General features: G+C 37.3%; 20 protein-coding genes. 3 read left to right on the top strand and 17 right to left on the bottom strand.

The features are described 5' to 3' along the window. Window positions 1–138 precede the first annotated feature (138 nt). On the top strand, window positions 139–528 hold the full coding sequence (locus OM416_RS20430; protein ID WP_264932593.1) for a hypothetical protein: 390 nt from the start codon (window positions 139–141) through the stop codon (window positions 526–528). Between the two features lie 144 nt (window positions 529–672). Beyond that, window positions 673–1,755 (top strand): DUF4238 domain-containing protein, encoded by a 1,083-nt coding sequence (locus OM416_RS20425; protein WP_264932592.1) that lies wholly within the window; start codon window positions 673–675, stop codon window positions 1,753–1,755. Window positions 1,756–1,957: 202 nt separating this feature from the next. Here OM416_RS20425 and OM416_RS20420 read toward each other — a convergent pair whose 3' ends face one another. Continuing rightward, the gene (locus OM416_RS20420; RefSeq protein ID WP_264932591.1) at window positions 1,958–2,347 is read right to left on the bottom strand and encodes a hypothetical protein; all 390 of its coding nucleotides are present in this window, start codon (window positions 2,345–2,347) and stop codon (window positions 1,958–1,960) included. A 528-nt stretch (window positions 2,348–2,875) separates the two neighbouring features. Beyond that, on the bottom strand, window positions 2,876–3,556 hold the full coding sequence (locus OM416_RS20415) for a DsbA family protein (RefSeq protein ID WP_264932590.1): 681 nt from the start codon (window positions 3,554–3,556) through the stop codon (window positions 2,876–2,878). 177 nt (window positions 3,557–3,733) lie between these two features. On the opposite strand from OM416_RS20415, the gene OM416_RS20410 reads away from it, so the two are divergent. Then, the gene (locus OM416_RS20410; protein ID WP_264932589.1) at window positions 3,734–4,114 is read left to right on the top strand and encodes a hypothetical protein; all 381 of its coding nucleotides are present in this window, start codon (window positions 3,734–3,736) and stop codon (window positions 4,112–4,114) included. A gap of 37 nt (window positions 4,115–4,151) precedes the next feature. On the opposite strand, the gene OM416_RS20405 is transcribed toward OM416_RS20410, so the two are convergent. From OM416_RS20405 to OM416_RS20335, 15 genes are all read right to left on the bottom strand, one after another. Further along, on the bottom strand, window positions 4,152–4,331 hold the full coding sequence (locus OM416_RS20405; protein WP_264932588.1) for a hypothetical protein: 180 nt from the start codon (window positions 4,329–4,331) through the stop codon (window positions 4,152–4,154). A gap of 15 nt (window positions 4,332–4,346) precedes the next feature. Then, window positions 4,347–5,216, bottom strand: coding sequence for an SAM-dependent methyltransferase (locus OM416_RS20400; protein WP_264932587.1), 870 nt, complete (start codon window positions 5,214–5,216; stop codon window positions 4,347–4,349). A gap of 64 nt (window positions 5,217–5,280) precedes the next feature. Beyond that, window positions 5,281–5,475 carry a hypothetical protein gene (locus OM416_RS20395; protein ID WP_264932586.1) on the bottom strand — a complete coding sequence of 65 codons (195 nt, stop codon included), beginning with the start codon at window positions 5,473–5,475 and terminating at the stop codon, window positions 5,281–5,283. 238 nt (window positions 5,476–5,713) lie between these two features. After that, window positions 5,714–5,917: a hypothetical protein gene (locus tag OM416_RS20390; protein WP_264932585.1), complete on the bottom strand. Its 204-nt coding sequence runs from the start codon at window positions 5,915–5,917 to the stop codon at window positions 5,714–5,716. Between the two features lie 94 nt (window positions 5,918–6,011). Then, the gene (locus tag OM416_RS20385) at window positions 6,012–6,242 is read right to left on the bottom strand and encodes a hypothetical protein (RefSeq protein ID WP_264932584.1); all 231 of its coding nucleotides are present in this window, start codon (window positions 6,240–6,242) and stop codon (window positions 6,012–6,014) included. Then, window positions 6,236–6,754, bottom strand: a complete 519-nt coding sequence (locus OM416_RS20380; protein WP_264932583.1) for a hypothetical protein — start codon at window positions 6,752–6,754, stop codon at window positions 6,236–6,238. The genes OM416_RS20385 and OM416_RS20380 overlap by 7 nt, the downstream gene beginning before the upstream one ends. Before the next feature lie 100 nt (window positions 6,755–6,854). Next, window positions 6,855–7,301, bottom strand: coding sequence for a hypothetical protein (locus OM416_RS20375; protein ID WP_264932582.1), 447 nt, complete (start codon window positions 7,299–7,301; stop codon window positions 6,855–6,857). A gap of 234 nt (window positions 7,302–7,535) precedes the next feature. Beyond that, window positions 7,536–8,774, bottom strand: coding sequence for an RES family NAD+ phosphorylase (locus OM416_RS20370; protein WP_264932581.1), 1,239 nt, complete (start codon window positions 8,772–8,774; stop codon window positions 7,536–7,538). A 37-nt stretch (window positions 8,775–8,811) separates the two neighbouring features. Continuing rightward, a complete protein-coding gene (locus OM416_RS20365; RefSeq protein ID WP_264932580.1) occupies window positions 8,812–9,066 on the bottom strand; it encodes a hypothetical protein in 255 nt (84 codons plus the stop codon). A 30-nt stretch (window positions 9,067–9,096) separates the two neighbouring features. Beyond that, window positions 9,097–9,489, bottom strand: coding sequence for a LytTR family DNA-binding domain-containing protein (locus OM416_RS20360; protein ID WP_264932579.1), 393 nt, complete (start codon window positions 9,487–9,489; stop codon window positions 9,097–9,099). A 390-nt stretch (window positions 9,490–9,879) separates the two neighbouring features. Continuing rightward, window positions 9,880–10,239 (bottom strand): hypothetical protein, encoded by a 360-nt coding sequence (locus tag OM416_RS20355; RefSeq protein ID WP_264932578.1) that lies wholly within the window; start codon window positions 10,237–10,239, stop codon window positions 9,880–9,882. Window positions 10,240–11,173: 934 nt separating this feature from the next. Continuing rightward, window positions 11,174–11,302 (bottom strand): hypothetical protein, encoded by a 129-nt coding sequence (locus OM416_RS20350; protein ID WP_264932577.1) that lies wholly within the window; start codon window positions 11,300–11,302, stop codon window positions 11,174–11,176. A 137-nt stretch (window positions 11,303–11,439) separates the two neighbouring features. Next, window positions 11,440–12,021 carry a hypothetical protein gene (locus tag OM416_RS20345; protein WP_264932576.1) on the bottom strand — a complete coding sequence of 194 codons (582 nt, stop codon included), beginning with the start codon at window positions 12,019–12,021 and terminating at the stop codon, window positions 11,440–11,442. A 220-nt stretch (window positions 12,022–12,241) separates the two neighbouring features. Further along, on the bottom strand, window positions 12,242–13,624 hold the full coding sequence (locus tag OM416_RS20340) for a hypothetical protein (protein WP_264932575.1): 1,383 nt from the start codon (window positions 13,622–13,624) through the stop codon (window positions 12,242–12,244). 215 nt (window positions 13,625–13,839) lie between these two features. Then, complete coding sequence (locus OM416_RS20335; protein WP_264932574.1) at window positions 13,840–14,526, bottom strand: hypothetical protein; 687 nt, start codon at window positions 14,524–14,526, stop codon at window positions 13,840–13,842. Window positions 14,527–14,665: the final 139 nt, after the last annotated feature.

The following is a 14,665-nucleotide window of genomic DNA, read 5'->3' as shown; positions in this document are numbered from 1 at the left end:
AGGTGAAAAGTTCTTAATATTAGTTGAATTTTCTGAAGGACATAGTGAATTGTTTACGGTTGAAAGAAAAGTGATTATAGAACGGAGATATGTTCCGTTAATAACATAAACAATATAGTTAACTTAGGGGATGATAAAATGTCTAATGACTTGATTGAACACAAACTAATAAAGTATCAATTTTATGCAGTCTTATTTTTAGTAAGTGTATTTTATATTTGGTGGGTCGATGATGTTCAATATTTATTTGAGATTATTCCATGGATAAGATGGATACCTTTATTGGTTCTTTTTATTTGTGGAATTACATACCTGTTCACAGCTCTCAAAATGAAGTCTGAGATTAATTTGGTGGATGCATTAAGTATGATTCATTCAACGATTCTGAAAGAAAAACGTGAAGTCGAATATATGCAGATTGTTGAACATGGATCAGGAACTTTCTCTATAGTCGTTACTTATAATAAAGATTTAAAGGAAGAATTTAAGGTTAATCGCAAGAAAATTATAAGCCGGTTAAAAGTTTAAATGAGCGTACAGCTCATTTAAACTTTTTTTGTTTGTTTTAATATAGGCATGATAGGATATGATTTATCAAGAGATTATGCATAATCTGAATTAACTAGGTATACATCTTTTAGGTGAGATCAATAACAAAGAGATTGGGTGAATATGATGGCTGAGAAAAACAGGCAACACTATGTACCTAAGTTTTATCTGAGGAACTTCTCTGAAAGTAAAAAGTCTATCGCAAGCTTTAATCTATCTAGAGGATTGTTTGTAGGTGAAGCTTCCATTAAGAACATGTGTCAAAGAAATAATTTTTATGGAGCTGACAATCAAACAGAGAATTTTCTGGGTGAGAAAATTGAAACCCCATCAGCTCTAATTATTCAAAATATTTTAAAAACAAACACTCTTCCTGATGAACTCGAGGATTACGCAGAACTATTATGGTTTATCTTAACCAGTGAAGCGCGCCACTTGAAGACAGCTGAATCGCTCAATCATACGTTTGAAAGTGTGCTCAAAGCAAAAATGGAATTAAACCCTCAATTTAAAGAAGTTGATTTAGACAAATACCAAATAACTATAAATGAGCCAGCTAACGTGGCTATCCAACAAGCTATTGAAAATCTTGAACTGGTCCTTGATTTAGAACCTTTATTAATTATAGAGAGAACGGGTGGGACAAGACAATTTATAACCTCGGATTATCCCGTGGTACGGTATAATTCATTCTATTTAAAAAAACAATATTACGGGGGATTTGGAAACATAAGTAGGGGAGCGCAATTCTTTATCCCCCTTTCTCCACATGTGTGCATTCTCCTCTACGACAAGGACATTTACCATATTCCCCAACAAGAGAAGAATATTCTTTCGCTGAGAAAAGCAAAAGAAGTTGATCAACTGAATCAGTTATTTTTCTTAAATGCTCACAACAATGTATTTTGTGCTCAAAAAACAAAAGAAGATTATATAAAAGAGCTACACCGAAAGTGTAGAAATGATCCCAAAATAGCTGATCTAGATCGAGAGATTACTAAATTTTCTTCACTCAAATCAAGTGAAGGACACATAATACAATTTAGAAGCAACCGAGTAAGAAAAAACATCGATTTTTCCTGGTTGAAGTTTACTAAATTTTCAGAATCCCTAAAGCTGCCAGCTCATATAGGCGGATTACATCGATCGTCTGCTGCTATTCATGAATATTTAAGACAACGTGAGGAAGAGTATAAGATGAGCTAATCGGATTTTCAGGCTCGATTTTTATTTAATCCAATTCGCCGGTACCGGAACAAAAGCACCGCAAAATAGGATATGGATCGCACAGAAAAAAGGAAAGTAACTTATAAAAGCCGGTCAAAAGTTTAAATGAGCGTACACCTCATTTAGACTTTTTTTTGTTAGATTTAATTTTCATTAAAAATATTTTAATGAGCTCTTATGATTATATATTTACTGCGCTTAGCTCATTAAAATATTTGATTTCCTTCTTGAATACTTTTCTTATCTTCTTTTCGAACAGATACTTTACTCGTTCTAGATTTTCAAAATATTTCACAGGGATGAATATTTCTTTTTGTCTGAATTCATCGTTAATTTTTCTGAAATTAAATAATCGATCACTTAAGAAAATTTTCATATTTATTTCGTCCCCTAATTTTTTTGTCAACCAAGTTCCTTCTTCATCATCAACATAAAAATAAAGACTCTGGATTTTCAGAATGTTAATGATTCTCTGCTCAAATACAGGATCACTGTAACTGATCTTACATGTTAATTGAATCCCCTCTATTTGAGATGCATCAATAGCAACTGAATATTCAAAATTTAACATTGTTTCGACTCCTTGGTGTGTATTTATTGAAGGATCTACCCTAAAGGATAGATCACACAATCTAGAAGAAATGCGATTTGATTAAAAACCGATTTTGCCTGGTTGATTTGAAACGCAATGTGCACGATCCTTAAAGTCTCCAGCTCACCTTGGGGGAATTGTATAAGATGAGATAAGCAGGTTTTTCGGGCTGGGTGTTTATTTCATCCAATTTGCTGGTACCGGTACAAACGCACAAAATAACAGGACATGGACACCACAGGAAAACAGACAGTAACTAAGGTTATACCAGTGATGATCAGTGGCCTGGTAGTTCTTAATTAGACGAGACATCTTCATAGAAGAAACAACAAAACCTATGACAGCAAGTACCAACAATACGTACGTAATTTTAAGTCCTCCTCGAACGAAAACACATATAATGTTCTCTATTGTACCTGTACTGCTTGTAATCGAGTAATGAAAGTAAGCTCCACTTTGTAAGAACATATGAAAAAAGCCCACCAGCTGCAGGTGGGCTTCTTCATGCTATTCTATTACGGTATCGATTTGTCTAAACAAGTCTTCATAAGAGGAAATTCTGACAATTTGATCATTGATGAAAAAGGTAGGGGTACCATTTACCCCGTAGTAACCCCCTATTTTGTAATCTTCCTTAACCTGGTGTAAGTAATCAAAGTTCTTTAGATTCTTTTGAAAGAGCTCCATATCGATTCCTTCCATGTTTTGCTTAACCAGGTCAACTAAAAATTTAGGTGTGGCCCATATGGTCGTTGGGTCACCCTGGTTTTGATATAGCAGTTCATAGAACTCCCAAAACTTCTCATTACTCTGTTGGTATATGGCTTCCCCAGCTATACCAGCAAGGTATGAATCACGATCAAGGAACGCGTAATTAGCAAAGTAGAACTGTACTTTACCTGTATCGATGTAGTCTCTCTTCAATGTTTGAAAGTGATCCGATGACCAATTTCGACACGCTGGACATTTGAAATCAGCAAATTCAATTACTTTAACTTTTGCTTGAGGTGACCCTAAGACAGGTTGGTTCTCATAGTTAAAACCGTCCACAACGATTTTCTCTTTATCTAGGGTATAATTCGGCAAGGTATCGAGTGAATCTTCTTTATTCATGAATGCTAGCAATATGGCCATAGCACAAACCACAATAACCGCTGCACATAGAATGAAAAGCCTTTTGAATTTCATCCTTAAAACTCCCCTTCTCAATTATACTTTGATCTTAAACATGTCCTCCGTTATTTGAAATGAAGTAGATCACTATAAAAAAATGGGGTGCAAATTATCTCTGGCCTTAATAGTGTAGTAAAATTGAGGTGAGAAGGAATGAAGTGATTGTAAATCGTTTAAAGGAAGTTGATACATATGGATGTTAATCGTATTTTTAGCTTGAAGAAACCTTGCGCGGATTGCCCATTCCGGAAGGATGGAACGATGCTTCCCTCTCTTCATCCAAATCGGATGCAGGACATTGTTCACTCGCTGCACGAAGATCGGCCGTTTCATTGTCATAAAACCATTGATTACAACAAAACGGATAAAGTCGATCAGGTTGATGATGCTACCTATTGTGCGGGGTCGCTCCTATATTTAACGAAGCTAGGAGAATTCAACCTTCCTATGAGAATGGGCATCGCTTTAAAACTGTTTAATCCTGAGCTCTTATCTGGCCATGATGAAATTATCGACCCGAAGGATTACGATAATAAAAGGAGAGTATCCGAGAGGAATGATCTCTCCGAATAGAAAAAGCTCCTGTCAGTGACAGGAGCTTTTCTTACTATTATTGTTTAACAAATCCTCCAAAATCAGATGTGCTCGTTGCATTACCTACATGGATAATCTCAGTATGTAAACTATTTCTCCCCCATAAGTTACCCCACGTCTCAACGGCTTCTACTTCGGTTTCTTCGATAAACATATGTTTAATCTCGCCATATGTTTTAAATGTAACTCTTGTCATCTTGATCTATCTCCTTCATGAGGTAATGAGTTCTTCGAAATTGAATACAAACTGCCCTTCTCCTTCAGGACTTATTGAGACCTGAATGGGTTCTGACTCCTCATCAAAACCTTTTACATTAGCTGGATAAGCAAACCATGGTGCATAAAATAGAAATTGGATCTTACATAATTGGGTAGCAATAAGTGAAATGTCCTGCGCATATGCTCTAAGATAATAATTGGAGGCAGGAAGTAATAACGCCCCACAACCAACACAAGGATCGTAAGCGGTTTGCTTTTTGTGATCCTCTGCGTTTTTTACTCCATACGTTAATGACGCCATCAACTGAGTTATTGACAGCGGTGTCGGATAATAGCCCAGGCTAGAATGATACCCTTTTCCTGTTTCGTGCATCAGGGCTTCTGATAGATAATCAAAAGGATGATCAAGCACCTGGAATAAATCAAACTTTCTATAGTAATGTTCATTTAACTCTTCCGAAATTTTAAGTTCCTTCACATCGTTCGTATTTAATGACCAGAGTAGCCACTCGGCAAAAGTATGAATGGTTGATTCCGGATGGTTTAAGCATGTCTCAAACATCTTCAGTGTTTGTGTAACACCTGTTTGGCCTTTACTACTCCAGTTAATCTGAGGGATAGGACCACTACCTTGAATCGTTCCCTTTGCGACTATATCCATCCAATAGTCCCAGCGGCCCCATAGTAAGCTATCGTAACCGTAAAGAAATGCGAGTAACCATCCCTTTTTAGTGAAAACATCTCTATGTGACTTTGGTAGTCCATTTGTGTGTGTGGCAAACATTTCTACATCAAGTTGCAGCTTGTACAGTTGTTCTTGACTGAATCGAGTTATATTATAATCCATTGTTAATTTCTCCAAGTGTTCCCCTCCTGCACGGGAGAACATGTATTTTCCCCGTGCAGAGGGTAAGAAACTATAAGATTTACTTGACTTGGCGCTCTTCGATCATTCTTATGATTTCCTTTTCAGGAATAGTTGTGAATGACAGTACGTCTTTGATAGAGAGTTCATCGTTAATTATTCCGTCAATCAGTGCATTCATATTCTCTTGTTCGGTGGTCTTACGGCTTTTACTTCGTAATCGTTCAATGCGTAATTGATGTTCTTCTAAATCCATCTTCGATTCCTCCTTGAAATTGAAAAAGCACACTCCAAATTGGACGTATAAGTTGACTTTCACTTATATGTTCATAATTGGAATGTGCTTTAAAGGGCTCTCTCGCGCATGCAGGAGCCTAGAAATAATCTGATTTAATGTTTACATAGTAACATGGTTCAACAATAGAATCAAAAGATCACCTTAGTAATGGAAGTCTCCTTCATACAAGTTAAGGTTAATATTCATAAATGCGATTTCACGCTTCATCAGCAAACAAAGTTCCAAAACAAGGTCCACAAATATTTGAAATAATTAGTTCTCTATCGGCAGCAGACAAGTAAGGAAAAGCATGCTGGGCAAGACTACCATTTTGATAACTTTCAAGGTCAGATTGATTAATTTGTATTATCGTCTCGTTCTTGCACTCAGAACAGGTTACTTGCAAATTTGTATTTAGCATTTCATTGTACGCTCCACTTCTAGTTTTTTCTACCACTTTTTCGAAGTTGACTCTCCATACATGATGATGTCTTTAACTTTTGAAAGATGCCAGGTTATTCCTTGGCAAGTCTAATGGAGATGCAGGTTCCATTCATTGTGCCAAGATGTGAAACCTGGAAGCCCTTTGTGGTGTAATGATCTGTTGTGTAGATTCTTTTACGCTTGTTATAAGGCTCTTGCAGTGTGATGACACCTGATTCGGAAACGTTTTTCACAAGCGCAATCGTGATATCTTGTTTGAAGACTATCTCGATGTTATCCCCTGCTTTAATGTTCTCTAACATGAAGTTCCTCCTGATTTTTCGTATTTAGCTAAAATTGAATGAGCGCGTAAGAGACAATCTTTCACATTAGCAGCTTTCTCTCCCTGTAGTACTTTTTCAAACTGATCAACAACCCAGGCTAAGGCTTCTACCTCTTCTGGGATTTTTAATTGTGGTGCTTCTGGTTTATTGATCATATTAAGTGCAGGTATGATCTGAAGAAAATCTATCTTCGATTCGTAATCTATATAGAAAATCTCAATTTTATTTTGGGGATAGAATTTACTTTCACTCCAAGTGAGTGATGGATTCTGTTGATCATCATAAAAGTTGGGTTTTTCATGTTTTTTGTTGTAATCTTCGAATTCAGAAAAATCGAAAGTAAGTCGATAACAATCATTCTCAGCACTACTCATGTTAACCAATCTAGCTTTCATGTTTTCATCAAAGTGAGATTCAGTTTTTTCGATCAATTTGTTGAACATCACAATTGGCTTGTCATTTCTTATCTCGAATAGTTCATCTGCTTTCATATAACTCACTCCCCAGTGATAATTTGGCTGTAGTATTAATTAATTGAATTATAGCATTATCCGTATTTACCAACACTCAAACTCTTGTTACTTTCTTCGATTAAAATGAGCTAATGCATTTCCAATGATCTCGCGGATTACGTTGTTCAATTCGGAACAATCCCGCTTCATCCTTGATGAGGGATACCCTGATCTCTTCACCTTTTCCTTGAGGCGAGAACCCAAAATAATGGTAATGTTGATTGGTTTGTCGTAACAGTCTTATTCCCATGTAATGAAGGTCATTCAATAAGACTTCAGACGCGTTCGCTTCCGACAAAAGTTCCCCCTCAGGAAGGAAGTAAATATCATAGTACCCAATACGGCCCATAGACAATGGTCGATTAACCGAGCTTCGCAGATCTTGCATTCTTTCACTCAAGGGTGGGCCACTTCTCTCAATATAAAAGCACAGTGCTAGATATTCCAATCCAGTCATTTGTAACGTTGTCCCGTTTAACAGATCATTGATGAGTTGATTAGCTTTCTCCTTCTGCATAGTTTGCATGTGAATGTTCCTCCTTGGAATTTAGCAATGGGTTGTGAAAATCCGGGAACGACAAAAAAACACATTCACAGTCTAATCTCCGGAAAAAGGTAGAATTTCACCTTTGGGTGATTTAGACATGTAAATGTGTTTAATTTAGAATGGCTAGATGACGCGTGTCGTAGCCTATAATTGTCATTTGGATTTAATAGGCTTATCGTATCACGAGATCATGTTACAGACAAGATACAGGGGTCAAAAGTGGTGTTCAAGGTTCTTTTTGACTTCCCGTTTTTGCATGGAGATATTAAAAGTAAGGTCATAGGTCTCTACTTTAGCAGATGGAGTCAAATCAAGTTCTATCTCCATGTTAAACAAGGCATAATTAGTATAGGGAATTTTCGAAGTACCCTCGTGAACACCTTTATACACTACACCATCGTATCCGATCTTGTTACAACAAGCGCCAATAAAATTCGGTAGTAAGTAGGATTCTTTATAATTACTTTCATCTAAAGTAATTTCATTAAAAAAGCCAATAAAGTGAGAATCAAAATGGCCGATATCGAAGAGCTTAAATTCTTTCTTCGTAATTTGGAATGTTCCGATATCTATGGATTGGTTATACTTGGGACGCAGCTCGTAGGGAATAGCTTCCTTTTGATCTGCTGCATAGAACACCGGCACACCAATAGCGTTATACCTCCCATGAGAAGACTTACCAAGTGGGGCCGCCCCCAGTTGATGGTACTCAAATTGCTTGGCAAGGCTATCGTGGGCACGTCCCCTATACAATGTTTGTTCTCCCTGCTTCACCACAGTATAATTCTCATGCTTGAAGTGTTCCTCAAGGATTTTATAAATGGTGATACCAACCGGATGATCACTTCCGAACAGTGGAGACTTCTTGAGGTGATTTTTGAAGTCCAGTAAATCGTCTTCAAAAAGCGTTACATTATATTTTTTTGCAAACTGAGAAAAGCTTTTTCCATCAAAGCTCAAAAGAAAATCACGATGAGTGAATACCTCATCCGTCTGTTTGAAAATACCGGCCTCAGGATTGTTGCCGTTTGCCGGCTCTCTTCCATAGCCGCATTTGCACAGCACCAGGTCCACAAAAGCAGGAACCAGTTCATCTGGAACATGTGCCTCATGAAGATACTCACCAACTGACCTACCTATAATTCCTGTGTCTACTATGAATGGCATTTCAATGCTCATACAGTGTTCGCACTGCTGAATGTCGCTTCCAATGATATCAGCTAACGTCCAGGTTACATCATAAGGTACGCTTAATTTGTGGTAATTTTGCCAGCTTTGAATGTGATCCTCGCATAATGAACAGACAAATTCGTCATTCACCCCAGCCTGCAAATCTTGGACGTATTTTTCATAGTTTGCGATGGGCTTCCCATGATAATCAAACAAACCAAAGAGTTTGGTTCCACATGAAGTGCACACGACTCCACTATGTAGCTCAAAAATTAAATCCATGGAGAATGATCCCCCTCTCTTTTGCAACAGCTACCAGCTACAATGGGTAGGCTTGATAAAGCTTTCTCTTAAACTCCTGGTTCTCAATCAGAAAAAACTGCTTAAGGATCTGCTGCCCATCTTCAGACCAAATTTTGATCTGCCAGTCCTCACTAATTTCTACGCTGTTCCCGTCGAACATCTTTAGCGACTCAAGATGGAAAGTAACAGCATTGTACATGACACTTTCTTCCGAGTAATCGACATCCTTGCAATCTAAGATGTCCAAATCAAATAAAGTCACGTCAGCCATAAATCATGCCTCCATACATGCCTCATATTACTATTTAGTAGTTAGCAGGTTTTTCACATCATCCAGTTTTCTAAGCGAAACGGGAACGGTGTCTCCGTTTACTAATACCAGTTCACTGTTGTCATTCAATTGTTTCACGTTATTCAGATTAACGTAAATACCGCGATCAACTTGAATTAGTGAGAGATGTGGAACCATGTAGGCTGCTGATGGAAATGCCAATATTTCGTTGTCCATTGTTTTGATCTCATACTGATGATGTTTTCGTTCTCTTTTGATATACAGTACGTCATCTTGAGAAATAAGGTGTGGCGTGTAGAGCGTTTCATTCTCTACGGCCTGGTCTGTGTCTAGCTCCTTGAGGATTTCAATACGTTTAGGATCAGGTGCCTGTGTGGTCATGCTAAAAACTTGAATTTGCATAGAATTAGCCTCCAAAGTGTTCAATTATCTTAGTATCATACTATCTGAGTCAGTCCATTACTAGCTTACTTAATCATTTTTAGGTTAATTCTTTTGATCAAAATACAATCATCCGGATGAGTTTATTTTTAAAGATAATTTAGCCCAGTGAAGACCCTAGTTTGAATGAGACTAAAATAGATTTATTTCTGTGTGGGTTTAAATATTAATCAAGCTCCAGCCGGCAGAATGCAGATGAGAGAATTTTTAATAGAATCACAATAGCTATTATTTTCTTACCTGGGACGTTCACTATTCCTATTACTCTTCTTCTATATAAGCTTCACTTTATAAAGTGAAAATAAAAAAAGACTTGCAAGTGCAAATCTTTTTTTATTGATTAAAAATCATTTAAAAGGCATGGTAATCAGCGATTTTATTGTATTCATCATCTTCAGTTTCATTATTCCGTAATTTTTCAGTAATGATATCGTTATATCTTACTACAGCACTACTGAGATCATGTTTACCTCGAACATCAAAAATGGTGTTTGTGGCACTAACGGTTTCATCACATTCCAATTGGTTGTCTTCGTTAATTCTGATTGGGCATAGGGCTGTTGTTGTAGATGTAGAATCCAGAGGACAAACAAATCCATCAAGTGTTACCACAAAACCTCCTTTAGGGCTATATCTTTTACCACTTGGGAAGTAGTTTACGCCTTCTCTGTTCTTGAGTCTCGCGATGATTGCCGCTGTATCTTTTCTCAAAGTAATTCCCTCCACGATTTGGATTTAGTATACTTTCAACTGGTGGCCGGCATTAATTAAGTGATCAGTGAATTATATATATATCACTGTCATCTTTCTGGGAGGAATATGGCCAATATAAGATATAATTTTTTCATAGATGTTTATAGCCTTAAATATGTACAAAAAACTACTTCGGTAGATTAGCATTAACCAGTTGAATAACGTACCCATCAACCTCTTCTATTGCAGTCACTTTAACAGAGTGTTTACCATTAGCCAGTGCAGCCTCTTCAGCCTCATCTAGAATGTTAGCGTAAACACCAGCCCGAATAGATATCTCGATGGACGTATCTCACATTTCGACTACAAATAATTGCACCATTTCATGGCCCCCTAGCTTTCTATGAATGAGGTCGGTCACCAGTATGTTGAATAAAACTTAACTCTTGATGATTCAACGCCAGTGTTTGTTTTAACTGTGATATAAGATCACCCTTTATGCGATAACGTCTACTTCAGTTTCAACTAAAGGCGAATTAACAAAATCCTCATTCTCTGCTTTATAGCTGGATTGATACAGCCAATACGAACTTATACCCGCTTCATGGCTTCTAAAGCATTCGCTTTTATCGACACAGCGCTGTACTCTTTAAGTGCATCTCTACTTTTCTTAATACGATCAAGCCATCTGGATAACATAAAAGGCCTCCTATCTACATGTGATGTAGTACTGCAATACTCATTCCATTTTATCATTGATTTTGTTGCTTAAGGCTACAACCAATTATGAAAGAGGTACAAAAGACAGTCCACCTTATTCTAAAGTCAAAACCTAAACGAGTAAATAGAGACAATTGTTCATGAATAGCCCTCGCTAGTTCAGTTCCAAGTAAGAAGCTTGATCTACACGTCTAAATTTGTTGAATAGTAGATAGAATCTTACAACGACGAGTTAATGATCGCCATGTTCATCCTTCCTCGCTGGTTTTAGAGCGTCAACAGCCTTAAACAAAACCCAAGTTAAACCTGTGCAGATCAAACTTGTTACGACAACAGTAACAACCATTTTTATAATCGTCATACGATAATCCTCCTTTTTTCATACAGTTCGTTAGAGGAAACTTCGCTTGGAATGCAGCTGCACACACGATAGACTGCCAAACTATAAATTCCTCCAGGGGCTGAAAGGAAAACCCTCAGATTTTCTTTAATTTCGTTTCACAGATAAGCCTCTAAACGCCGTTCACGAGAGGCCAATATAGATTTTTTCATTCCTTTTAATTCATCCTTTGCTTGATCTACACGTCTAACTTTGTTGAACAGTAGATAGAATGTAACAACGGCCGCATAGGTGAAGCCTAAAGCAATATAACTTTGTATAGGTTCTAAAAAACGGACTATAATTATGTACGTTAAAACAATGAGTGCAAAAATTGCGATAATGATTGCCTGGGCCTTACCTGAGGGCACATACCCTTTGGGGTTGGCCTTCTTTACTAAATAAGAATATTCAGTCATCTCTGAATACATCTTAGGAAGTGAAGCTTTTGATCTAGCGTAATCTAAAAATTCAGAAAACTCAGGATACTCGAGTTGAAAGACCTTTTGGTCCAAGAGATCATCCAAATGTCGTGTTGATTCTGCCATCAATAAAAGTTCTTCTTGGTTGAGAGGTACCCCTAATAAATGATGTTCGATCATAAGCTGGTCATCAATCCACATGTATCCACTCAATCGTATCCTAATATCATCGTAGTTCTTTATTTCATTAAATAAACGTTTTACCTCAGCGAGTCCCATATGGGTCCCTCCTATCATTTTAACCCTGGATAACGCGGAAATAGAGTGCATGAATAAAATCATTCGAAGTATATAATAATCGAGCTGAGTTGTATAATTTTGAGTTTCTAGATTCGAATGTGTCTATGTCTGGTAAGGTTCATCTAAATGGAATCTGTCCATATGGATAACGACAACAACAGAAACAGCAGTAACCCCACGGTCACTGCTGTTTCTGTTATTAGCTGATTTTTGAGTTCATACCCGTCTCGATGTCAAAACTATTACTTTGGGGTGACTTTATAAATTCGTGAGTCTCAATCACATTCCGATTCGTTTCCATCATATACATAATAAACTCTAATGAACATTGAACCTGGTCCTCTGGCGATAAATCGTACAGTGTCATCTGTTTGAATCTTATATCTAATTTTATTTTGGCTTCGCCTTTGATCCAGTGATGATTCAAGGTGATTTTAATGTCATTGAATAGCGTATTAGCCTCGTTAACTTGTTGTTGGACATAGGACAGCCGGTGTTTAGATAAAGCTCTCATTTCACGTTTTGCTTCTTCAAGTGCGAGAACACCTTGTTCATAATTCAATTGGAGCTGGTCTTCTCTGTTTTCTGCATTGTTTCGGAGTGTCTGGGTTGCTTTAAGTCGTTCCAGGTCTTGTTGTAGTATTGGAAGTCGATGTGATTTGTCCTTTTCAAACTCTAGAACCTGGGACTTCCAGAATTCTTCCTCTTTCTCTATCTGGGATTTCAATATTCTGCCCTCGTGTATTAAGGATTCACAGTGCTTCTTAATCGATTCCAGCTGTTTTACATCACCTGAAGCTTTTAGTTCTTTCCACTCATCTACACGACTGCGATACAACGTCCCCAGCGATGCTAATTCTTCCTTCCATTCGATAAGAATATCCGGATAATCGGGTCCATCTTCCAGACAAATCTCCTGCATTTTCATCATGAGCTCTTCTTGCTCATCTTGTAGGGCTTGTTGTGTATCAGATAGGCATGAGGTTAGTTTTGCTTTTGCCATTTGATTCTTTGCGTCTATCACGTATGCTTTAGATTCATTCACATAATCTCGTAGGATTTCCAATTGAGTGGAGATAGCTTCCGGGGTAAGATGATCCTCTTTAGTGGGGGCTTCATTATTGTTAGGGCTGGGGGATACATCGAAAAGAAGATTAGAAATGGCTGTTTGAAATTTTGGGATGGTTAGGGAGCTAAAATACATTGGGGAGAGAATTCCGAGTTGTAAGTCGATGGGCTGCATTAAGGAGTCGATGTCGTCCTGATTGATAGGCCTCTGATTCAAGAGCAAAGTCTTTCGTCTGAAGGAAATCTCTCGTACAATCTCAATATGGTTATCTTGCTGAGATGAATGTCTCCAAGTGGTTTTAACACGTATCATATTATGTTCGGGGTGTAGCAATCGTCTTCGGATACCTAGTGTCTCTCCTCGTCTGTCACAGCCCTTTAAGCACCAGATGATGGCTTCTGTGACATCGGTTGATGTGCTGGGGGTAAGAGTAGCGAACGAATCGTCATTTATTTCAGAAGACCAGTACCTGAATCCTTTGAAACCTTGAATTTCAATGTGTAATAGTTGCATACGTATGACCTCCAGTGGATTATTTGGACAGAAAAAAGCACTATTCACGTTCTACAGTCAGCATGAAAAAGTTGGGCTTCCAACTTAAATGCTAAATAGTAAAAGTAATAGTGCTTCGTATAAAACCTTTCGGCGCGTGCCTAAGGACGAGGGAATTAATAGATATAATGTTATTATACTCTAGCCTGTGTTAAGTTCAAGCGTTTCTCCGAGTGTTAGATGTCATCCATCGATATTATGCCAGTCTTACTTGGCATTAACCCTGCTCCTATGAGATTTATGTTCGCTTCTATTGTGGAGGCTTGTTTGTAATATGCTAATGCTTCCATAAGATTGCTTACATCTGTCGCATCCTTGGGGATAGGTCTTATATCCTTACCGAAGAAGGCAGAATAATAATAATTGATGATTCTATGTAAAACATTAAACACCCTTTGGAGATCATTGAATGATAAGAATTCGTCCTCAATGATACCTTCTCTGTTAAGGTGGTATTTCTTGTCATTATGTGCAAATCGTTTATTACGAATTCTTTTTAGAACATGAATTCTGTATTGTCTATTTAATTCTTTCTGATGGTTACTTTTTTTGTGTTCCGAAATTTTATGTTTGTTGCGGCCAAAAAAGTTTCTTAAGTTATAGGAATCCAGAATCAATGTGTATACTGTTCCAACCGAACCTTCTTTATAGTCTAGTAATTTTGAGATGTTAATAAAAATATCACTAATTAAAGTATCAAAAATAATTGTGAAAAATCCGGGTGAAATGTCATTCATCAATTCTGGATGACTTTCACTAAACTCAGTCAGAGTACAGTATAATTCGTATTTTGAACGAACTGATACATAGTCATCTTCCATTAGAATGAGCATTTGTTCAAACTCTTCCTTGGTATAGGCCACTAAGACCCCTCCTCTTATGTATTTCAAGCAATTCACATCTTTACTGGCTCAATACATCCAGTGTAAATCTATTTTACAGGAATAAGAGTTCGGTTAACAAGACAATATCATTAGTATATGTCAGTGCACAATTTCAAAT

Source organism: Paenibacillus sp. LS1 (assembly GCF_026013365.1).
GTDB lineage: Bacteria > Bacillota > Bacilli > Paenibacillales > Paenibacillaceae > Paenibacillus.
This window is presented reverse-complemented; position numbering and strand designations above follow the sequence as displayed.